This window comes from Diaphorobacter nitroreducens (genome assembly GCF_002214645.1).
Taxonomy (GTDB): domain Bacteria; phylum Pseudomonadota; class Gammaproteobacteria; order Burkholderiales; family Burkholderiaceae_C; genus Diaphorobacter; species Diaphorobacter nitroreducens.
Window position 1 is genome coordinate 2,857,648 of sequence record NZ_CP016278.1, and the last position, 19,959, is coordinate 2,877,606.

General features: G+C 69.3%; 18 protein-coding genes. 5 read left to right on the forward strand and 13 right to left on the reverse strand.

All coding sequences use genetic code 11. From position 1 onward, the window contains the following. The first annotated feature begins 70 nt into the window (after window positions 1–70). Entirely contained in the window at window positions 71–901 is an 831-nt protein-coding gene (gene proC, locus BA022_RS13375) for a pyrroline-5-carboxylate reductase (RefSeq protein ID WP_041836159.1), read from the forward strand. A 55-nt stretch (window positions 902–956) separates the two neighbouring features. On the opposite strand, the gene ubiA is transcribed toward proC, so the two are convergent. The 5 genes from ubiA to recG all read right to left on the reverse strand — a co-directional run bounded on the left by ubiA (window position 957) and on the right by recG (window position 7,390). Then, window positions 957–1,829 (reverse strand): 4-hydroxybenzoate octaprenyltransferase, encoded by an 873-nt coding sequence (gene ubiA, locus BA022_RS13380; RefSeq protein ID WP_047350289.1) that lies wholly within the window; start codon window positions 1,827–1,829, stop codon window positions 957–959. Window positions 1,830–2,023: 194 nt separating this feature from the next. Next, complete coding sequence (locus tag BA022_RS13385; protein ID WP_088887786.1) at window positions 2,024–3,562, reverse strand: CYTH and CHAD domain-containing protein; 1,539 nt, start codon at window positions 3,560–3,562, stop codon at window positions 2,024–2,026. Between the two features lie 26 nt (window positions 3,563–3,588). Next, on the reverse strand, window positions 3,589–4,107 hold the full coding sequence (locus BA022_RS13390) for a Dps family protein (RefSeq protein ID WP_011803840.1): 519 nt from the start codon (window positions 4,105–4,107) through the stop codon (window positions 3,589–3,591). A gap of 77 nt (window positions 4,108–4,184) precedes the next feature. Continuing rightward, entirely contained in the window at window positions 4,185–5,150 is a 966-nt protein-coding gene (locus tag BA022_RS13395; protein WP_012655431.1) for a LysR substrate-binding domain-containing protein, read from the reverse strand. 68 nt (window positions 5,151–5,218) lie between these two features. Further along, window positions 5,219–7,390 carry an ATP-dependent DNA helicase RecG gene (gene recG / locus BA022_RS13400; protein WP_088887787.1) on the reverse strand — a complete coding sequence of 724 codons (2,172 nt, stop codon included), beginning with the start codon at window positions 7,388–7,390 and terminating at the stop codon, window positions 5,219–5,221. A 58-nt stretch (window positions 7,391–7,448) separates the two neighbouring features. On the opposite strand from recG, the gene BA022_RS13405 reads away from it, so the two are divergent. The 3 genes from BA022_RS13405 (at window position 7,449) to BA022_RS13415 (ending at window position 10,796) form a co-directional block, all read left to right on the forward strand. Next, window positions 7,449–8,708, forward strand: coding sequence for an HD-GYP domain-containing protein (locus tag BA022_RS13405; protein ID WP_088887788.1), 1,260 nt, complete (start codon window positions 7,449–7,451; stop codon window positions 8,706–8,708). A gap of 103 nt (window positions 8,709–8,811) precedes the next feature. Next, on the forward strand, window positions 8,812–9,912 hold the full coding sequence (gene queA / locus BA022_RS13410) for a tRNA preQ1(34) S-adenosylmethionine ribosyltransferase-isomerase QueA (RefSeq protein ID WP_088887789.1): 1,101 nt from the start codon (window positions 8,812–8,814) through the stop codon (window positions 9,910–9,912). Then, a complete protein-coding gene (locus tag BA022_RS13415) occupies window positions 9,909–10,796 on the forward strand; it encodes a DMT family transporter (RefSeq protein ID WP_088887790.1) in 888 nt (295 codons plus the stop codon). Before queA ends, BA022_RS13415 begins: the two co-directional genes overlap by 4 nt. Here the strand turns inward: BA022_RS13415 and BA022_RS13420 are convergent, their stop codons facing one another. The 8 genes from BA022_RS13420 to trpE all read right to left on the reverse strand — a co-directional run bounded on the left by BA022_RS13420 (window position 10,797) and on the right by trpE (window position 18,973). Continuing rightward, window positions 10,797–11,510 carry a uracil-DNA glycosylase gene (locus BA022_RS13420; protein WP_088887791.1) on the reverse strand — a complete coding sequence of 238 codons (714 nt, stop codon included), beginning with the start codon at window positions 11,508–11,510 and terminating at the stop codon, window positions 10,797–10,799. It abuts the gene before it with no gap. Between the two features lie 54 nt (window positions 11,511–11,564). Next, window positions 11,565–14,237 carry a diguanylate cyclase gene (locus BA022_RS13425; protein ID WP_088887792.1) on the reverse strand — a complete coding sequence of 891 codons (2,673 nt, stop codon included), beginning with the start codon at window positions 14,235–14,237 and terminating at the stop codon, window positions 11,565–11,567. Between the two features lie 138 nt (window positions 14,238–14,375). After that, window positions 14,376–15,176 (reverse strand): indole-3-glycerol phosphate synthase TrpC, encoded by an 801-nt coding sequence (gene trpC / locus BA022_RS13430; RefSeq protein WP_088887793.1) that lies wholly within the window; start codon window positions 15,174–15,176, stop codon window positions 14,376–14,378. 70 nt (window positions 15,177–15,246) lie between these two features. Further along, window positions 15,247–15,420, reverse strand: coding sequence for a hypothetical protein (locus tag BA022_RS19335; RefSeq protein WP_172205614.1), 174 nt, complete (start codon window positions 15,418–15,420; stop codon window positions 15,247–15,249). Between the two features lie 10 nt (window positions 15,421–15,430). Then, the gene (trpD, locus tag BA022_RS13435) at window positions 15,431–16,465 is read right to left on the reverse strand and encodes an anthranilate phosphoribosyltransferase (RefSeq protein WP_088887794.1); all 1,035 of its coding nucleotides are present in this window, start codon (window positions 16,463–16,465) and stop codon (window positions 15,431–15,433) included. A gap of 98 nt (window positions 16,466–16,563) precedes the next feature. Then, a complete protein-coding gene (locus BA022_RS13440) occupies window positions 16,564–17,136 on the reverse strand; it encodes an aminodeoxychorismate/anthranilate synthase component II (protein WP_088887795.1) in 573 nt (190 codons plus the stop codon). After that, a complete protein-coding gene (locus BA022_RS13445) occupies window positions 17,133–17,477 on the reverse strand; it encodes a chorismate mutase (RefSeq protein ID WP_088887796.1) in 345 nt (114 codons plus the stop codon). The genes BA022_RS13440 and BA022_RS13445 overlap by 4 nt, the downstream gene beginning before the upstream one ends. Then, entirely contained in the window at window positions 17,474–18,973 is a 1,500-nt protein-coding gene (gene trpE / locus BA022_RS13450; RefSeq protein ID WP_012655421.1) for an anthranilate synthase component I, read from the reverse strand. The genes BA022_RS13445 and trpE overlap by 4 nt, the downstream gene beginning before the upstream one ends. Before the next feature lie 356 nt (window positions 18,974–19,329). Between trpE and BA022_RS13455 the strand changes: the two genes are divergently transcribed. Continuing rightward, the gene (locus BA022_RS13455; protein ID WP_011803828.1) at window positions 19,330–19,932 is read left to right on the forward strand and encodes a chalcone isomerase family protein; all 603 of its coding nucleotides are present in this window, start codon (window positions 19,330–19,332) and stop codon (window positions 19,930–19,932) included. Window positions 19,933–19,959: the final 27 nt, after the last annotated feature.

Consider the following 19,959-nt stretch of genomic DNA (forward strand, 5'->3'; position numbering starts at 1 on the left):
TTGAATCACTCTGAATGATGCTGGACGGCGCACAATGCCGCCTGACCTCATCGCTTCCCCGCCCAATCCCATGACAGCCAGCGCATCCCCCCTTCCCCCCATTGCCTTCATCGGCGGCGGCAACATGGCCAGCGCCATCATCGGCGGCCTGCTGCAGCGCGGCCTGCCGGCCGGCCAGATCGAGGTGGTCGAACCCTTCGAGCCCGCGCGCGCTGCGCTGCGGGAGAAGTTCGGCATCACCGCGCAGCCCGCGGCTGGCGATGCGCTCGCGCGCGCCGCGCTGGTCGTCTGGGCCGTCAAGCCCCAGACCTTCAAGGAAGCCGCCGCCGCCACCCGCGCCCACACCGCTACCGCCCTGCACCTGAGCGTGGCCGCCGGCATTCCCACCGACAGCATCGCGCGCTGGCTGGACACGCAGCACATCGTGCGCGCCATGCCCAACACCCCCGCGCTGGTGGGCAAGGGCATTACCGGCCTGTTCGCCCGCCCGCAAGTGGACCCGCAGGGCAAGGCGCTGGTGGAACGCGTGATCGCCACCACCGGCCAGTTCGTCTGGGTGGAGGCCGAGGAGCAGCTCGACGCGGTCACCGCGCTGTCGGGCTCCGGCCCGGCCTATGTGTTTCTGTTCCTCGAAGCCATGACCCAGGCCGGCGTGGACATGGGCCTGCCCCCCGCGCAGGCCTACCAGCTGGCCGTGGCCACGTTCCAGGGCGCATCGGAGCTGGCCGCGCGCTCGCCCGAGAGCGCCGAGGTGCTGCGCCAGCGCGTGACCAGCAAGGGCGGCACCACGCACGCCGCCATCACGCACCTGCAGGCTGCACAGGTGCCCGCGCACTTCATCGCCGCCATGCGCGCGGCAGAGGCCCGTGCCAAGGAACTGGCGGCCGAGTTCGGCGCCTGATTCAAGCGTCAAAAATAGCTGCCAGCGCTTGACAGTCAAGCGCTGGCAGCTATCACTAGCGCAGCAAATACCCTAGCGCCACGCCGGCAAAGATCGCCGCGCCGATCCAGTGGCTCTTGCTGAAGGCGGTAAAGCACCCCTCGCGCGTGCGGTCCTTGATCAGCGTGAAGTGCCATGCCACCTGCGCCGCCGCCACGCCCAGCCCCAGCCACAGCGGCCAGCCCAGGCCGTAGGGCGCGAGCACCCACGCCGTGAGCCCCAGGCACAGCACGAAGAAGCCCATGATGGCCGCCACGTCGAAGCGCCCCAGCGTGATGGCCGAGGTCTTCATGCCGATCTTCAGATCGTCGTCGCGGTCCACCATGGCGTACTCGGTGTCGTAGGCCAGCACCAGGAACAGGTTGGCCAGCCACAGCACCCAGGCCGTGGCAGGCACCCGGCCCTGCACGGCCGCAAAGGCGATCACGATGCCGAAGTTGAACGCAATGCCCAGGAACGCCTGCGGCATGGCGAAGAACCGCTTGGTGAACGGGTACAGGATGGTGAACAGCACCGCGGGCACCGACCAGGCCACCGCCTCCCAGCGCGTGGTGAGCACCAGCACGAAAGCCACCAGCGTGAGCACCACGCCCACCAGCGCGGCCTCTTTCACGCCCAGCTGGCCGCTGGTGATGGGGCGCTGCGTGGTGCGCTTCACATGGCGGTCGAAGTCGCGGTCGGCAATGTCGTTGATGGTGCAACCCGCACTGCGCATGAGCACCGTGCCGGCCACGAAAACCGCCAGCAGGTGCCAGCCGGGAAAGCCGTCCGCCGCCACCCACAGCGCCGCCAGCGTGGGCCACACCAGCACCAGCCAGCCCGCGGGGCGGTTCCAGCGGATCAGGTCGAGGTACAGGGACAGGCGGGAGCGCGGGGCGACAGCGGACATGGAGGCAAGGGCAAAGACAGGTTGCGCAGGGCGCCACGGGGCGGACACGGACACCGAAGGCACAAGGCCCGCGGACGACGCAGCACACGGGGACGGGTGCCCGCCAGCGTGCGCCAAAGCCCGCTTTTATACGCCATGGTGGCCGGCGCGCCCGCGTGGTCGCACGGCACTGCCCGTGAGCGGAAGACTGCCGTTCAACGGCGCGCGGCGTCCCGCAGGGGATCCCAGCCGCGCCCCAGCGCGGCCCCGCGCAGGAAAGCAACCACGGCGGCATCGCCCCCGCAGACAGCCACCAGAGCGGCGGCCCGCGCCCAGTCGCGCTGCGCGCCCAGGCGCTCCTGCCACTGCTCGGCCGCGCCCCGGTGGCGGCCCATGCGACGGGGCAGCAGCGGCGCCAGCGACGTGCTGCCGTAGCGCAACCGCTTGGCGAGAATGCGGGCATGGTGCAGGCCTTCGTCATCGCCCGCCGTTTTGAGCGCCGCGCCCAGGCGCCGCACCAGCCGCTGGACGCGCTTGCGCACCCAGTGCCGCGCCGGCGCGCCGGCCAGGGCATCGCTGGCACAGGCGTCCACGCCGCACTCCCCCTGCGCGGCCAGCGCCCAGCCATGCAACCAGTCCTGCCAGGCCAGCAGCGCGGCGCCCACGGCGGGGCGCTGGAGTGCGGCGCGCGTTTGCGCGCGGGCCTGGTCTGCGGCGGCATCCAGCGCGGCCTGCGCTGCCGCCCAGGCGGCGGCCTGCCGCGCGCCGCCCTGCGCGTAGTGCGCGGCCAACGCAGGCAGCGTCTGGGTGCGCGCCACATCCAGGTCGCGTAAATGTCCCAGGGACTGCAGCAGCGGCGCCAGCGCTGCGGCGGCGGGGGCCGGCCGCGCGGCACAGGCCGGGGCGAAGAGGCGCGCCAGGCTGCGCAGCCGGCGCCAGCCCACGCGGGCCTGGTGCACCACCTCGGGCGCGTCGCTGCCCTGCTGCAGCGCAAACAGGTTGGCGCAGAACTGGTGGAAAGGCTCCTGCAGCACGCGTTCGGCGACCTGCGCAACCGTCATGCCGCGCTTCAGCGCGGGCGGCTGGGCCTCCACGGCCGGACTGGCCGGCGGGTGCAGCAGCGCGTAGCCGCGTGCGGCCTTGCTCGCGGCCAGCGGCAGCACCGGCACGTGCCGCGCGATGCGCCGCGCCAGCGCCAGCAGTGCCTCTGGGGGCCCCTGCAGCAACTCCAGCTCCAGTTCGCACAGCGGCGTGGCATGCGCCGCGCCGTCCACCGTGGCGGTCACGGCGCCCACGTCCAGCGCCACCTCCACCACGGCGCCGCCGCGCACCCGTACACGCCAGCGGGTGCGCACGAAGTCGGTAGTAAAGCACGGTTGCAGCGCGGCGGCCAGCACGCCATCGGGGTCCATGGCGGGCCAGGGCGTGCCCTCCAACCGGTGCAGCTCCAGCGCCGGGCCGGCCACGGGCATTTCCCACTCGCCGCGCTGGCTCAGCGCGGACGTGGTGTCGCCCGCGGTCTTGAGGGTCTGCAGCCAGCGGGCACCCGCGCCCTCAGGCCCCTCGCGGCGCAGGCGCAGGGCGACGCGCTGGCGCAGCAGGTCCTGCGCAGGCGTGTCGTGGTAGAGGCTGACCAGGTGCTCACGCACCGGCGTGGCGCGTGCCAGCGCCGGCACGCGCATGAGGCGCACCGCCAGCGACGCCGCATCGCGCGGGGGCAGCGCCAGCTTGAGCTCAGTCTCGGTGGCGGACATGGCCCGGCCCGCGTGCGCAGCTGCGCTCAGTCCTCCAGCAGCGAGCGCAGCATCCAGGCCGTCTGCTCGTGCACCGTGAGGCGCTGGGTCAGCAGGTCGGCCGTGGGCTCGTCGCTGGCCTTGTCGGCCAGGGGAAACAGTTCGCGCGCAGTGCGGGCCACGGCCTCATGGCCTTCCACCAGGATGCGGATCATCTCGGTCGCCTTGGGCGGCTGGGCCGGCACGTCGGGCAGGCTGGTGAGCTGGCCGAACTGCGCGTAGGAGCCCGGCGCCACATGGCCCAGCGAGCGGATGCGCTCGGCCACCGGGTCCACGGCGTTCCACAGCTCGGTGTACTGCGCCATGAACATGGTGTGCAGCGTGTTGAACATCGGGCCCGTCACGTTCCAGTGGAAGTTGTGGGTCGTGAGGTACAGCGTGTAGGTGTCGGCCAGCAGGCGCGACAGGCCCTGCGCGATGGCGGCCCGGTCCTTGTCGCTGATGCCGATGTTGATGCGCGGTGCGCCGCTCTTGGTGCTGACGGATTTGCTGCTGGGCTTGGCCATGGTGCGTCCTTTCTGGGTGGTTGGGATGACTCTGCCATGACTGTACCAACTGCCGCGCCGCGCAGCATCGCCCTACGTCAAGACAAGCGCGTGACGCCGGGCAACTCGCAGGCGTAGACAGCGTTGCGCAGCGCGGCGATGGCCTCGTAGCGCGTGAAGCTGCGCCGCCAGGCCAGCACCACGCGGCGCATGGGCGGCGGGCTGCCGTCGCTCTCCTTGATGGGCAGGTAGCGGATGTGCGTGTCGTCGCTCTTGCGCCGGCGTGCACCCGTGTGCAGCGCATCCCGCGGCACCGACAGGCGTGGCACCAGCGTCACGCCCATGCCGGCAGAGACCATGTGCTTGATGGTCTCCAGCGACGAGCCTTCGAACGTGCGGCGAATGCCTTCGGCATTGCTCGCGTAGCGCGCGAACTCGGGGCACACCTCCAGCACGTGGTCGCGAAAGCAGTGGCCCGCACCCAGCAGCAGCATGGTTTCGTTCTTGAGTTCCGACGCCGAGACCGCATCGCGCTCGGCCAGCGGGTGGCTGCTGGGCACGGCCGCCAAGAAGGGTTCGTCATACAGCGGCGCGATGGCCAGGCCGGTGTCGGGGAACGGCTCGGCCATGATGGCGCAGTCGATCTCCCCGGTGCGCAGCATCTCCAGCAGCTTCACGGTGAAGTTCTCCTGCAGCATCAGCGGCATCTGCGGCGTGCGCGCGATGGCATGGCGCACCAGCTCGGGCAGCAGGTAGGGGCCGATGGTGTAGATCACGCCCAGCGTGAGGGCGCCGGCCAGCGGGTCCTTGCCGCGCTTGGCGATCTCCTTGATGGCGGCGGCCTGCTCCAGCACGCTCTGCGCCTGGCGCACGATTTCCTCGCCCAGCGGCGTGACGGAGACATCGCCCGCGCTGCGCTCGAAGAGCTTGACCTCCAGCTCGTCCTCGAGCTTCTTCACCGCTACCGACAGCGTGGGCTGCGAGACATAGCAGGCTTCGGCGGCGCGGCCGAAGTGTTTTTCACGCGCAACGGCGACGATGTATTTGAGTTCGGTAAGAGTCATGGCGAATCCGGCCGGCAGAATCGGCCATTGTGCAACGCCCGCCGCGCTATGCGGCCGCGGGCGGCCCATCAGGCTTTGAGATAGTCCGATTTTCCGCCAAGCCAGCGCTGGATGTGGCGCTCGGCCAGCAGCGGGTGGCGGTCCAGCATCTGTGGCGCCGTCTCGCGCGCCCATTCCAGCAGCAGCGTATCGGTGGCCAGGTCGGCAAAGCGCAGCAGTGCGTCGCCCGACTGGCGAGCGCCCAGGAACTCGCCAGGCCCGCGGATCTCCAGGTCGCGCCGCGCGATCTCGAAACCGTCGGTGGTCTCGGCCATGGCCTTCAGGCGGTCGCGCGCGGTCTCGCCCAGGCGGCCCGAATCGCCCGTGGAGTACAGAAGCACGCAGGCCGAAGCCGCCGCGCCGCGCCCCACGCGCCCGCGCAACTGGTGCAGCTGCGACAGGCCGAAGCGCTCGGCATGCTCGATGACCATGAGCGAGGCGTTGGGCACGTCCACGCCCACTTCGATCACGGTGGTGGACACCAGCACGCCCATCTGCCCGCCCTTGAACAGGTCCATCACGGCCTTCTTCTCGGCGGCGGGCATGCGCGAGTGCAGCAGGCCCACCATCACCGGCGCGCGCCCGTGCGCCGCGTCGCCCTGCAACGCCTCGCTCAACTCGGCGTGCGTGGCGGTGGCGTTGGACAGGTCCAGCGCCTCGCTCTCCTCGATCAGCGGGCACACCCAGTACACCTGCCGGCCCGCCGCCACCTGCGCACCGATGCGCTCGACCACCTCATCCTTGCGGCTGTCCGCGATCAGCTTGGTGACGATGGGCGTGCGCCCGGGCGGCAGCTCGTCGATGGTGGACACGTCCAGATCGGCGTAGTAACTCATGGCCAGCGTGCGCGGGATGGGCGTGGCACTCATCATCAGCAGGTGCGGCTCCATGCCGGCGTGCTGCAGCTTTTTGCGCAGCGCCAGGCGTTGTGCCACGCCGAAGCGGTGCTGCTCGTCGATCACCGCCAGCGCCAGGTTCTTGAAACGCACCTGCTCCTGGATGACGGCGTGCGTGCCCACGACCAGCGCGGCCTCGCCGCTTTCGATGCGCGCGAGCATCTCGGCGCGCTCCTTCTTCTTCTGCCCGCCCACCAGCCACGCCACCTGGCGCCCGCGCTCGGCCAGCAGCGGCTGCAGCCAGCCGATGAGCTTGGCGAAGTGCTGCTCGGCCAGGATCTCGGTGGGCGCCATCAGCGCACACTGCCAGCCCGCGTCCATGCACACCGTGGCGGCCAGCGCGGCCACCACGGTCTTGCCCGAGCCCACATCACCCTGCAGCAAACGGTGCATGGGCACCGGCCGGGCCAGATCGCGCGCGATCTCCTCACCCACGCGGCGCTGCGCGGCCGTCAGGCTGAAAGGCAACGCGCCCAGCAATTGCTCGTGCAGCGGCGTGCCCCCTGCCTGCGTCTGCGGGCGCAGCGCCGGTGCGCGCAGGCGGGCGCGCTCGCGCTTGGCGGTGAGCTGCGACAGTTGCTGCGCCAGCAGTTCCTCGGCCTTCAGGCGCTGCCACGCCGGGTGGCTGTGGTCCTGCAGCGTGGCCAGCGCCACATCAGGCGCAGGGTGATGCAAAAACAGGAGCGCCTCGCGCAGGCTCCATGGGCGCTGGAGACCATTTTGGCCATCGCTTCGCACCCACGAGGGAACCGCGGGGGGCTCCAGCCCCGGCGGCAGCGTCTCAGGCAATTCCACGCGCGTGAGGGCGCTCGCCACGGCGCGGCGCAGGTACGCCTGAGGCAGCTGCGCCACCGTGGGATAGACGGGGGTCAGCGCCGCGGGCAAGTCCCCTTCGGCCTTGCGGAACGCCGGGTGCAGCATCTGTCGGCCCCAGAAGCCGCCCTTGATTTCACCGCGCACGCGCAGGCGCGCGCCCACGGCCATGGTCTTCTGGTGCGAAGGGTAGAAGCTGAAGAAGCGCAGCTCGCAGCTGCCGGTGCCGTCCTCCACGGTCACCACCAGTTGCCGGCGCGGGCGCATCTGCACCTCGCTGGCGGTTACCGTGGCCTCGATCTGCACCGTGTCGCCATCGCGTGCGCTGCGGATCGGCGTAATGCGCGTCTCGTCCTCGTAGCGCAGGGGCAGGTGCAGGGCCAGGTCGATGTCGCGCACCAGCCCCAGCTTGACGAGGGCCTGCTGTGCGGGGCTGGGGGCGGGCTTCGCGGAGGACGAGGCGGACGTGGAGGAACGTGTGGGTCTGGGCACGGCAAAAAGGCTACCATGCCCGCCGTTACCGCACGTTACCGTCTCGTCGTCTCCCGCCATGCTCAAGCGCATCGAAGTCAAGCATCTCACCCTGGGTATGTACCTGCATGAGTTCTGCGGCTCCTGGATGGAGCATCCCTTCTGGCGCTCGCGCTTTCTGCTGCAGGACCCGCAAGACCTGGCGCGCATCCGCGCCACGGAGATCCACGAGGTCTGGATCGACACATCCAAGGGCCTGGACATCGCGCCCGGCACGGCCAGCGTGTCCCGCGCCGAAGCCGACGCGCAGCTGGACAGCGACTTCCAGCACCTGGAGGACCTGCCTGCCCAGCCCGCGCCGGCCCCGGCCGTGACGCCCCAGCCGGCAGGCATGGACCAGGAGCTGCGCCGCGCGGCGGCCATTTGCTCGCAGGCCAAGCAGGCCGTGGTCACGATGTTCGGCCAGGCACGCCTGGGCCGCGCCATCGATACCGCCGTGGCGCAGGAAATGGTCAACGAGATCACCGACTCGGTCACGCGCAACCCGGACGCGCTCATCAGCCTGGCACGGCTCAAGACGGCCGACGAGTACACCTACATGCACTCGGTCGCCGTGTCCGCGCTGATGGTGGCGCTGGCCCGGCAGATCGGCATGGACGATGGCGCCACGCGCATGGCCGGGCTGGCCGGGCTGCTGCACGACATCGGCAAGGCGGCCGTGCCGCTGGAAGTGCTCAACAAGCCCGGCAAGCTGACCGACGACGAGTTCACCGTGGTGCGCAGCCACCCCGTGGCCGGCTACGACTTGCTGCAGGGCACCGACCTGCCCGAGCCCGTGCTGGACGCGTGCCTGCACCACCACGAGAAGATGGACGGCACGGGCTACCCCCACCGCCTCACGGGCGAGCAGATCAGCACGCTGGCGCGCATGACTGCCATCTGCGACGTGTACGACGCCATCACGTCGGACCGGCCCTACAAGCGCGGCTGGGACCCCTCAGAGTCGCTGCGCCGCATGGCGGAATGGACCCGCGACCACTTTGACAGCCGGCTGTTCCAGGCCTTCGTCAAGAGCATCGGCATCTACCCCGTGGGGTCGCTGGTGCGCCTCGCCTCGGGCCGCCTGGGTGTGGTGACCGAGCAGTCGCCGGGCAAGCTGATTGCGCCGCGCGTGAGGGTCTTCTACTCCACCCGATCCGATCTGCGCATCCCCCCCGAGGTGGTGGACCTGTCCGAGCCCGACTGCCGCGACAAGATCATCGCGCGCGAGGACCCGGCGCGCTGGCAGTTCCCCGACCTCGCGCAACTCTGGTCCGACCTGCCCGATCCTCGCTGGTAGCGCCCGAAGTGCACCAACGCGCTGCACGGCGGCGGCATCTTTGCGAGAATCGCGGGCTTGTCTTTCTGCCTTGGAACGGGCCCGTCCGGCCCTCAAGCCCCGCATGTCCTCCGCCTCCACCGCACCCCGCACCTTCACCCTGAGCGACTTCGACTTCGAGCTGCCCGAGCTGCTCATCGCCCAGCACCCGGCCCCCCAGCGCAGCGGCTCGCGCCTGCTGGACGGGCGCACCGTCCCGCCCACCGACCGCATCTTCCGCGAACTGCCCGACCTGCTGCAGCCGGGCGACCTGCTGGTGTTCAACGACACACGCGTGGTCAAGGCCCGCGTGTTCGGCGAGAAGGCCAGCGGCGGCAAGCTGGAGCTGTTGATCGAGCGCGTGCTCACCGGCAACGAGGTCGTGGCGCACATGAAGGTCAGCAAAAAGCCGCTGCCCGGCGCCACGCTCCACCTGGCCGGCGGCGCGGCCGCGGGCGGGTTCGACGCCACGCTGCTCGGCCGCTACCCGGATGCGGACGGCCCGCTGTTTCGCCTGGCCCTGCGCGGCCCCGCGGGCGAGAGCCCCTGGGAGCTCATGGAGCGCCACGGCCACCTGCCGCTGCCGCCCTACATCGAGCGCCAGCAGGCCGGCGGCAACGACCCCCATGCCGGCGAGGACAGCGAGCGCTACCAGACCGTGTTCGCGCGCGCGCCCGGCGCGGTGGCCGCGCCCACGGCCGCGCTGCACTTCGACGATGCCGTACTGGCCCGCCTGGCCGAGCGCGGCATCGAGCGCGCCAGCGTCACGCTGCACGTAGGCGCGGGCACCTTCCAGCCCGTGAAGACCGAGAACCTGGCCGAGCACCGCATGCACAGCGAGTGGTACGAGGTGCCGCTGGCCACGCTGGCGGCGCTGGAGCGCTGCCGCCAGCGCGGCGGCCGCGTGGTGGCCGTGGGCACGACCACGGTGCGCACGTTGGAATCCTGGGCCGCGAGCGGCCAGGCTGCGGGCGACACCAGCATCTTCATTACGCCCGGCTTCCAGTTCCAGGTGGTCGACCTGCTGCTCACCAACTTCCACCTGCCCAAGAGCACGCTGATGATGCTGGTGAGCGCCTTTGCGGGCTACGAGCACATCATGCAGCTGTACCGCCACGCGGTCGCGCAGCGCTACCGCTTCTTCAGCTACGGCGACTGCATGCTGCTGGAGCGGCCCCACGCATGAGCGCCGCGCCGGCCGGGCACAGCCCCCGCACCGCCCTGGCCGGCATCGCGCTTACGGTGGGCGCCTGCGCCTCGTTCGCGCTGCTGGACACCGCCACCAAGCTGGTGAGCGCCACCACGCCGCTGCTGCTGGCGCTGTGGCTGCGCTATGTGTTCCAGTCGCTGGTCACCAGCGCCTATGTGCTGCCACGCAGCAGCTGGCGCGCGCCGCGCACGGACCACCCGCGCTATCAGCTGTTGCGCGCGGTGCTGTTCGCGGCCACCAGCCTGTTCGGCATCTTCAGCATCCGCGCCATGCCGCTGGCGGAGTTCACCGCCATCGTGGCCGCCACGCCGCTGTGCGTGACGCTCGTGGCCGCGTTGTGGCTGCGCCAGCCGGTCAGCCCACTGCGCTGGCTGCTGGTGGCCACAGGGCTGGCCAGCGTGCTGCTGATCCTGCGCCCGGGTGGCCAGTCCTTCAGCGGGGTATTGGTGCTGCCGCTGGGCATGCTGGCCTGCGGCACGGGGTATCAGATCTTGAGCAGCCGCATGGCCGGGCAGGAGGCCCCCACCACCACGCAGTTCTACACCAGCTGGATTGCCGCCGGGCTGATGACGCTGGCGGCGCCCTTCGTGTGGACCGCCATCACCAGCGCCTGGGTATGGCTGGGGCTGGTGGTCATGGGACTGTCGAGCGCGCTGGGCCATCTGTTGCTGCTGCGGGCCTACGCCTGCGCAGCGCCCGCCACGATCGCGCCGTTCCTCTACACCCAGATCGCGTTTGCCATGCTGGCCGGCTGGGCGGTCTACGGCCACATGCCGGACCGCTGGTCGCTGCTGGGCATCTGCCTGATCGCCGCCAGCGGCGCCGCGAGCGCGTGGCTGACGGTGCGCGAGCGGCGCTGATCAGTCCCCGTGCTGCTGGCGGAACGCCCGCGCCTGGCCGAAGTGGCCGTTGCCTATGAACGGCACGGGCGGGCGCAGCGCCGACAACGGCGAGGGATGGTTGGAGGTAAGCACCAGGTGCCCCCGGTCCTGCGGGATGAAGGCACGCTTGGACTGCGCATGGCTGCCCCAGAGCATGAACACCACGGGGCGCGGCCCTTCGGCCACCTCGCGGATGACGGCATCGGTCAACTGCTCCCAGCCCTTGCCCGCGTGGCTCGCGGCCTGGCCCTCTTCCACCGTGAGGCAGGTGTTGAGCAGCAGCACACCGTTCTGCGCCCACTTCACCAGGCTGCCGCCCGGGTTGGGAAACGGTGGGAAGGGTACGCCCATGTCGCGCTGCATTTCCTTGAAGATGTTCTGCAGCGAGGGCGGCAGGCGCACGCCCGGCGCGACAGAAAAGGCCAGCCCCTCGGCCTGGCCACGGCCGTGGTACGGGTCCTGCCCCAGGATGACCACGCGCGTGTCCTCGGGGGCGGTGAGCTGCAGCGCCCGCAGCGGCTGCGGCGGGAAGATGGCGGCTCCGGCCTCCAGCCGCGCCTGCAGGAAGGCCAGCAACTGCCGGCCGCGCGCGCTGGCAAAGAACGTGTCGACCACCGGCTGCCAGCCCGGCGCGACAGGCCAGTCGGCAGGGTCGGCACTTTGCAGTTGCGTGGCGGCGGGAGTATTTAGCATCAAATCATGCTCCAAGGCTTATCCATTCTGCGCTACAAGCTATATTTACAATAGCTAATCCATTCCATCATGCACCCGGTTGCGGCCTGCCGCCTTGGCGCGGTACAGGTTTGCATCCGCGCGCGCCAGCAACTGTTCGGGGGTGTCTTCGGCGCCGGGCACCACACAGGCCACCCCGGCACTCACCGTGACCACGGGCGCAATCGGCGAGCCGCGGTGTTCCATCTGCCGCGCATGCACGGCCCGGCACAGCGCCTGCGCCTTGGCGCGCGCGCCGTCCAGGTCGCACTCGGGCAGCAGGCAGACGAACTCTTCGCCGCCGTAGCGGGCCACGAGGTCGTGCGACCGCCCCAGGCCGCCGCGCAGCGCGGCGGCCACGGCGCGCAGGCAATCGTCGCCCTGCTGGTGGCCATACAGGTCGTTGAACTGCTTGAAATGGTCGATGTCCACCATCACCACGGACAGGGGCTGGCCGCTGCGCCGGCAGCGCCGCCATTCGGCCTTGAGGGTGCGGTCCAACTGGCGGCGATTGGCCAGGCCCGTCAGCCCGTCCATGAAGGCCAGCTTGCGCAGCAGTTCATGTTGCGCGCGCTGCTCGGTCACGTCCACGAAGGTGGACATGCAATGGTCGCCAAACGCCAGCCCGCCGATGGTGATGGTGTGCAGCCTGCCGTCGCGGTCGGTGACGCGGTATTCCCTGTCCGCGATCTCGCCCCCCTGCGCGCCTGCCTGCGCCAGGTCTGCGTTCCACGCGGCGATGACCTGTTCGCGGTAGTGCGGATCGGGATAGGCGCGCGGCCACCACTGCCCCAGCGTGGGCACCTCGGCCTCGGTGTAGCCGAACAGGTCCAGGAAGCGCCGGTTGCGAAAGTAGATCACGCCCGCTGCATCGATCATGCACAGCCCGATGGGCATTTCCTGCATCAGATGCCTGAGCAGGCGCTCGGTCTCCTGCAGCTGCAGCGCCTGCTGCTTGGCCAGCGTCACGTCATGGATATAGCCATGCCACAGCACGGCACCCGAGGCCGTGCGCGCGGGCCGCGCCTGGCCGCTGACCCAGCGCTCGCGCTCGCCCGGCACGAGCACACGGTATTCGGTGCGCCACAGCTCCAGGGTCTGCGCGGATGCCAGCACGCTCTCGCGCAACGCCTGCAGGTCGTCGGGGTGGATGCGCGCGAAGACCTGCTCGGCGTCCACGCACAGGGCCTGCGGGGGAAGCCCGTAGATGTCCTGCACGCCGGGGCTGGCGTACGGGAAGTGGCTGCGCCCGTCGGGTTCGCGCTGGTACTGGTACAGCGCGCCGGGCACGTTCTCGGCCAGGCGGTCCAGCGTCTCTTGGTGCTGCCGCTGCGCGGTCACGTCCGTGTGGGTGCCGATGAGGCGGGCGGGTCGGCCGCTGGCGTCGCGCGAGGTCACCTGGCCGCGGTCCTGCACCCATTTGTAGCTGCCGTCCTTGCAGCGCATGCGGTGCACGTTTTCATAGACCACCGTTTCACCCGCCAGGTGGCGCGCCACGTCGGCGTGCACGCGCGCCAGATCGTCGGGATGCACGCGGCTTTCCCATTCCTGCAGGCTGTCGCCGATGTCGCCTTCTGCGTAGCCGAGCATGGTCTTCCATACCGGCGAGAAATACACCGTGCCCGCGGCCATGTCCCAGTCCCACACGCCCTGCTGGGTGGCGTGCAGCACCGCCTGCCAGCGGGCCTGCAAGGCGGCCTCCTGGGCAGCCAGCGCCTGCTCGCGGCGCCACAGCTGGCGGCGCCGGCGCTGCATGAAGCCCAGGCCCAGCCCAATGGCAACCCCCGTCAGCAGCCATGCCACACCCAGCGTCCAGGCGCGCGCGCGCCAGGCGGCGAACACCTGGCTCCAGTCCCGCGCGACGGCCGCAACCAACGGCTTGTCCATGTGCAGGTGCGCCGGAAAGATGGTGCGCAGCGCCACCAGCCGCTCGGTCGGGTCCGGCTCCATCGCGCCGACGAAGAGGCTTTCCATCCGCCCGCTGTCCAGGTGCGCCTGAAAGAGCGTTCCGGGCTGCGCCAGCGTGGCGCCCAGCAGCCCCGCCCGTTCGGGCACGCGCAGGAAGCGCACGCCATCGCCGTGCACCAGGGTGCTCTCCACGTCGGGGGCGTAGCGCACGGAATCCAGCAAGGTCTTGAACTCGTCGGGGTCCAGCGTCGCCGCGACCACGCCGCCGGGCAGCCCATCTTCCGCCACCACCGGGCGCGACAACGTGATGGCCCAGATACCCAACACCGTGCGCATGGGCGCACTGACGATCAGCGAGGGCTGCTCGCGGCTTGCCAGTCGCCGCGCCGACTGGAAGTAATCGCGGTAGGCAAAGTTCTCCCCGAGCAGTTCGGCGCGGCTGGAGGCGACCACCGTACCCTCGGCATCCAGCACGGTCAGCGTGCGCACGCCGGTCATGGCGTCGCTGAAGGCCCGCAGTCGCTCGTTGAATGGCAAGGCGCCTTCAGGGCGCGCGCGCCACTGCGCCAGGTTCGCGACAATATCCCCCAGCGCCTGGTTCACGGCATGCAGTTGGCGCTCCAGGTTCTCATGGACGATATGCACCTGGTGCGCGACCTGCTGGCGCTCGCGTTCCTCGGTGTCGCGCCGCTCCAGGCTCAGCACGACCGCGATCAGCGCCCCCAGCGCCAGCCACAGGCCCGCCAGCAACCACCACTCCCTGCGAAAACGCTCGGCCTGCGTATCCGGTCTCTCGCGCAAGGCAACTCCTCCATGCGGGCACGATAAGAATGGCCGGGTAACCGCCTCAGACAAGGCTCATCGACGCGGCCCGATGACTTTCATGGGCCCAGTATGCCGCCACCGCCCCAACCCCGGGGGACGCCCGGCCTGCGGCCGTCAGGCGAACAGCTGGGCCAGCGCCCGCCCCGGGTCGGGCGCGCGCATGAAGGCCTCGCCCACCAGGAACGCATTCACGCCGGCATCGCGCAGCGTGTGCACATCCACCGGCGCAAGGATGCCGGACTCGGCCACCAGCAGGCGGTCGGCAGGCACTTCCTTCTTCAGGTCCAGCGTGGTCTGCAGGCTGACCTCGAAGGTGCGCAGGTTGCGGTTGTTGATGCCCACGAGCGGCGTCTGCAGGCGCAGCGCGCGCTCCAGCTCGGCGCCGTCGTGCACCTCCACCAGCACGGCCATGTCCAGGCTGCGGGCGATCTGCTCCATCTCGGCCATCAGGCCATCCTCAAGGCAGGCGGCGATCAGCAGCACACAGTCGGCGCCCATGGCGCGCGACTCGTAGATCTGGTACGGATCGATCATGAAGTCCTTGCGCAGCACCGGCAGCGGGCAACTGGCGCGTGCCTGCTTCAGGTAATCGGGCTGGCCTTGAAAGAACTGGCGGTCGGTCAGCACCGACAGGCAGGCCGCGCTGACCTTGCCGTCGCCCTCGGCGTAGCTTTGCGCGATGTCGGCCGGGATGAAATCCTCGCGGATCACGCCTTTGCTGGGGCTGGCCTTCTTGATTTCGGCGATCACGCCGGCCTGGCCCTGGTCGATCTTGGCGCGCAGCGCGCCCACGAAGTCGCGCGTGAGCACGCGGCTCTCGGCGTCGCGGCGCATGTCGGCGAAGGACACGCGCTTTTGCGCGGCGGCCACTTCCTCGACCTTCACGTCGCAGATTTTCTTCAGGATGTCGGACATGCTTGCTTCCTTGCTCCCCGCAGGGAGCGTCAATGGTGACGGCGCGCACTGGCGCCAGCGCCCGTCCCGCTCATTCGCGCGGAGGTACCGGGCCCTTGTGGCCTTGCGTGGGCGGTGCCGGGCCGCGCACCACCTTCATGATGATGCGGTGCATCACGATGCCCACGACGATGAACAGCAGCGACACGCCCAGCACGATCCACGTCGCGGGGTCGTTCCAGATGGGAGCGTCCAGCAGGCTCATCGCCGTGCGCTCAGGCCGCGAGCTTCTGGGTGTAGGCGACCAGCTGCTGCAGCTTGGCCAGGGCCGCGCCGCTGGCCAGGGCCTGCTGGGCGCGGCGCAGGCCGTCTTCCAGCGAGTCGGCCACATTGGCGGCATACAAGGCGGCACCGGCATTCAGGCAGACGATGTCGCGCGCCGGGCCTTCGTCGCCCTGCAGCACGCCCATCAGCATGGCCTTGGATTCGGTCGGGTTCTCCACGCGCAGCGCCCGCGTGCCTGCCATGCGCAGGCCGAAGTCCTCGGGGTGGATCTCGTACTCGCGCACCGCGCCGTCTTTCAATTCGCCCACCAGCGTGCCGGCGCCCAGGCTGATCTCGTCCAGCCCGTCACGGCCGTAGACCACCAGCGCGTGCTCGGCGCCCAGGCGCTGCAGCGCACGCACCTGGATGCCCACCAGGTCTTCGTGGAACACGCCCATGAGGATGTTGGGCGCACCTGCCGGGTTGGTCAGCGGCCCCAGGATGTTGAAGATGGTGCGCACGCCCAGCTCCTTGCGCACCGGCGCCACGTTCTTCATGGCGGGGTGGTGGTTGGGCGCGAACATGAAGCCGATGCCCACGTCGTCAATGCACTGCGCGATCTGCGCAGGCTGCAGGTTGATGTGCACGCCCAGCGCCTCCATGGCGTCGGCGCTGCCGCTCTTGCTGCTGACGCTGCGCCCACCGTGCTTGCTGACCTTGGCGCCCGCGGCGGCGATCACGAAGGTGGCGCAGGTGGAGATGTTGAAGGTGTTGGCGCCGTCGCCGCCCGTGCCCACGATGTCCACGAGGTGCTTGGTGTCGTGCACCTGCACCTTGTGGGAAAACTCGCGCATCACCTGCGCGGCGGCGGTGATCTCGCCGATGGTTTCCTTCTTCACGCGCAGGCCGGTGGTGATGGCCGCGGTCATGACGGGCGAGAGTTCGCCGCTCATGATCATGCGCATGAGGTGCAGCATCTCGTCGTGGAAGATCTCGCGGTGCTCGATGGTGCGCTGCAGCGCTTCCTGGGGGGTGATGGGGGTCATGGAAGTACCTCTATTTTTGATAGCTGCTTGCGCTTGCTACATAAGTCATTCAAGCATTTTTCGCATTGAAATCGTTTACAGACAAGCGCTGGCAGCTCTTATTTTTGATCCAGGAAGTTCTTGAGCATCGCGTGGCCGTGCTCGGTGAGGATGCTCTCGGGGTGGAACTGCACGCCCTCGATGGCCAGCTCGCGGTGGCGGATTCCCATGATCTCGCCGTCGTCCGTCCAGGCCGTCACCTCCAGCACCTCGGGGCAGCTCGCGCGCTCGATGGACAGCGAGTGGTAGCGGTTCACCGTGAACTGCTTGGGCAGGCCGGCGAACACGCCCGTCTGCGTGGTGGTGATGACGCTGGTCTTGCCATGCATGAGTTGCTGCGCCCGGATGATCTTGCCGCCGAAGGCCGCGCCAATGCTCTGGTGGCCCAGGCACACGCCCAAGATGGGGAGCTTGCCGGCGAAGTGCTGGATCGCCGCCACCGAGATACCCGCCTCGGCCGGCGAGCAGGGCCCGGGCGAGATCACCAGCCGGTCGGGCGCACGCGAGGCAATGCCCTCCAGCGTGATCTCGTCGTTGCGGAACACCTCGACTTCGGCGCCCAGCTCGCCGAAGTACTGCACGATGTTGTAGGTGAAGCTGTCGTAGTTGTCGACCATCAGCACGCGCGTCATGGCGTCACCTCCTGGCCCTTGCGGCCCTCTGCGCACAGGCGCGCGAATTCACGGTGTTCGTAGGCGATGTAGGCCTCCATCATGCTGCGGTAGATGGCCTCGATCACCTCGGGCTCGCCGCCCTCGGCCGCCGCACGCGCACGCACGCGCTGCACGATGGCCTCGATGCGCGCTTCGTCGCGCACCTGGTCTTCCCGCGGCTTGTTGAGGGCAGCCTGGGTCATGTAGCCGCCGCGCTCCACGAGCAGCGGCACCAAAATGTCGTCCAGCGCGTCGATGCGCGCGCGCACCTCGGCCATGCTGGCGCAGGGCTGGGTCTTGTCGATTGCACGGGTGGTCATTCCAGCCCCTCCTCCACCAGTTCGGCCGCACGCAGCAGGGCGCGCGCCTTGTGTTCCGTTTCCTTCCATTCGAGCTCGGGCACCGAGTCGGCCACCACGCCGGCCGCCGCCTGCACGTAGAGCGTGCCGTCCTTGACGATGCCGGTGCGGATGGCGATGGCCACGTCCATATCGCCCGCATAGCTCAGGTAGCCGCAGGCGCCGCCGTAGAGGCCCCGCTTGCTGGGCTCCAGCTGGTCGATCAGTTCCATGGCGTGCACCTTGGGCGCGCCGGTGAGCGTGCCTGCCGGGAAGGTGGCCTTGAGCACGTCCATGCTGGTCATGCCGTCGTTGAGGATGCCCTCCACGTTGCTCACGATGTGCATCACGTGGCTGTAGCGCTCGACCGCGAAGGCCTCGGTCACCTTCACGGTGCCGGTCTTGGCGATGCGGCCGATGTCGTTGCGCGCCAGGTCGATCAGCATCACGTGCTCGGCGCGTTCCTTGGGGTCGTTCACCAGCTCCACTTCGGTGGCCTTGTCGGCCTCGGGCGTGGCGCCGCGCGGGCGCGTGCCGGCCAGCGGGCGGATGGTGACCTTCTGGCCCTCGGGCGTGCTCTCCTGCCGCACCAGGATCTCGGGGCTGGAGCCCACCACCTGGAAATCGCCGAAGTTGTAGTAGTACATGTACGGCGACGGGTTCAGCGAGCGCAGCGCGCGGTACAGCGACAGCGGCGATTCGGTGTAGCGCTTGTGGATGCGCTGGCCCACCTGCACCTGCATGAAGTCGCCCGCGGCGATGAGCTCCTTGGCGCGCTCCACGGCCGCTAAGTAGTCGGCCTTGGCAAAGCTGCGCTGTGCGGTGTGGCTCTCGGTGGGCCGCACCACGGGCGCGCTCACGGAATACTTGAGCTGGTCCTTCAGCTCCCGCAGGCGCTTCTTGCCCTTGGCATAGGCCTCGGGCTGGGCCGGGTCGGCGTAGACGATGAGATACAGCTTGCCCGAGAGGTTGTCGATGACCGCCAGTTCCTCGCACTGCAGCAGCAGGATGTCGGGGCAGCCCAGCGTGTCGGGCGGGCAGGTGGCCTCTAGCTTCTTCTCGATATAGCGCACCGCGTCGTAGCCGAAGTAGCCTGCCAGCCCGCCACAAAAGCGCGGCAGCCCCGGGCGCAGCGCCACCTTGAAGCGCTTTTGGTAGGCGGCAATGAAGTCCAGCGGGTTGCCCGGGTGCGTCTCCACCACTTGGCCGTCGGTCACCACCTCGGTGCGCGCCGCATCGCCGAAGCCGCTGGACCGCAGCAAGGTGCGCGCAGGCAGGCCGATGAAGCTGTAGCGCCCGAAGCGCTCGCCGCCGACGACCGACTCCAGCAAAAAGCTGTGCTTGCCGTCGCCCTTGCCATGGGCCAGCTTGAGGTACAGGGAGAGAGGGGTTTCCAGGTCCGCAAAGGCTTCCGCCATCAGCGGGATGCGGTTGTAGCCTTCGCTGGCCAGGCTTTTGAATTCCAGTTCAGTGATCACAAGAAGATTCCCAGCTCGTGCGGCGCGGTCGCTGGCTGCGCCAGTGCGCCGCAGGATCATTCAGAGGAGTCGGCCCCGTGCAGGACAGCACGTGTGGGGCCACGGGCGCACGCTGGGGAGGCGCCCAGGTGCAGTCAGGGGTTCAACGACGCAGGCTTGCGCCAGGGCCAGGCTCCCCGGTCGCTGCAACCTGTGATGAACGTGTGGTGAATGAACATGGACCCGCAGTGTAGCAAAGCACTTTGTCACCTGCGCGGTGAATGCTGCAGCGCATCCACGCGAAAACCCTATTGCCGACCGCCCCTCGATGGCGCAACATTTAGAAACGAACGATCGTTCTTTTTTGGAGTTGCGCAATGCCCTTCACCCGTCGTCGCACCCTGCAGTGGGGTGCTCTGGCCCTTCCCCTGTGCCTGGCGCTTCCGGCTCCCGCATCGACGGAGCCGACGACCGCAGCCGGCGTCAAGTTCGAGCCCACCCTCGACCTGGGCGGCAGCAAGCTGCAACTCAATGGCGCCGGTGTGCGCTACAAGGCCGTGTTCAAGGTGTATGCCGCAGGCCTGTACCTGGAGAAGAAGGCGTCCACGCCTGCCGAGGTCTACGCGCTGCGCGGCCCCAAGCGCATCAGCGTGACCATGCTGCGCGACATCGACTCCACGGAACTCGGCAAGCTGTTTTCGCGCGGTATGGAAGACAACATGGACAAGGCCGCCTTTTCCAAGCTGATCCCGGGCGTGCTGCGCATGAGCCAGATCTTTTCGGAGCACAAGAAGCTCATGGCGGGCGAACAGTTCGTCGTGGACTGGCTGCCCGGCACGGGCACGCAGGTGACGGTGAAGGGCGTCCCGCAGGGCGAACCGTTCAAGGAGCCTGAATTCTTCAACGCATTGCTGGGCATCTGGCTCGGCAGCCAGCCCGCCGACTGGAAGCTCAAGGACGCCCTGCTGGGCAAGGAATAAGCCCATCGACCCACGCAGTGACGATGC

What these genes read in the sequence shown, in the direction of transcription:
- proC (WP_041836159.1), top strand. Translation starts at nt 71, where the DNA reads ATGACAGCCAGCGCATCCCCCCTTCCCCCCATTGCCTTCATCGGCGGC.
- ubiA (WP_047350289.1), bottom strand. Translation starts at nt 1,829, where the DNA reads ATGTCCGCTGTCGCCCCGCGCTCCCGCCTGTCCCTGTACCTCGACCTG.
- BA022_RS13385 (WP_088887786.1), bottom strand. Translation starts at nt 3,562, where the DNA reads ATGTCCGCCACCGAGACTGAGCTCAAGCTGGCGCTGCCCCCGCGCGAT.
- BA022_RS13390 (WP_011803840.1), bottom strand. Translation starts at nt 4,107, where the DNA reads ATGGCCAAGCCCAGCAGCAAATCCGTCAGCACCAAGAGCGGCGCACCG.
- BA022_RS13395 (WP_012655431.1), bottom strand. Translation starts at nt 5,150, where the DNA reads ATGACTCTTACCGAACTCAAATACATCGTCGCCGTTGCGCGTGAAAAA.
- BA022_RS13405 (WP_088887788.1), top strand. Translation starts at nt 7,449, where the DNA reads ATGCTCAAGCGCATCGAAGTCAAGCATCTCACCCTGGGTATGTACCTG.
- queA (WP_088887789.1), top strand. Translation starts at nt 8,812, where the DNA reads ATGTCCTCCGCCTCCACCGCACCCCGCACCTTCACCCTGAGCGACTTC.
- BA022_RS13415 (WP_088887790.1), top strand. Translation starts at nt 9,909, where the DNA reads ATGAGCGCCGCGCCGGCCGGGCACAGCCCCCGCACCGCCCTGGCCGGC.
- BA022_RS13420 (WP_088887791.1), bottom strand. Translation starts at nt 11,510, where the DNA reads ATGCTAAATACTCCCGCCGCCACGCAACTGCAAAGTGCCGACCCTGCC.
- trpC (WP_088887793.1), bottom strand. Translation starts at nt 15,176, where the DNA reads ATGTCCGACATCCTGAAGAAAATCTGCGACGTGAAGGTCGAGGAAGTG.
- BA022_RS19335 (WP_172205614.1), bottom strand. Translation starts at nt 15,420, where the DNA reads ATGAGCCTGCTGGACGCTCCCATCTGGAACGACCCCGCGACGTGGATC.
- trpD (WP_088887794.1), bottom strand. Translation starts at nt 16,465, where the DNA reads ATGACCCCCATCACCCCCCAGGAAGCGCTGCAGCGCACCATCGAGCAC.
- BA022_RS13440 (WP_088887795.1), bottom strand. Translation starts at nt 17,136, where the DNA reads ATGACGCGCGTGCTGATGGTCGACAACTACGACAGCTTCACCTACAAC.
- BA022_RS13445 (WP_088887796.1), bottom strand. Translation starts at nt 17,477, where the DNA reads ATGACCACCCGTGCAATCGACAAGACCCAGCCCTGCGCCAGCATGGCC.
- BA022_RS13455 (WP_011803828.1), top strand. Translation starts at nt 19,330, where the DNA reads ATGCCCTTCACCCGTCGTCGCACCCTGCAGTGGGGTGCTCTGGCCCTT.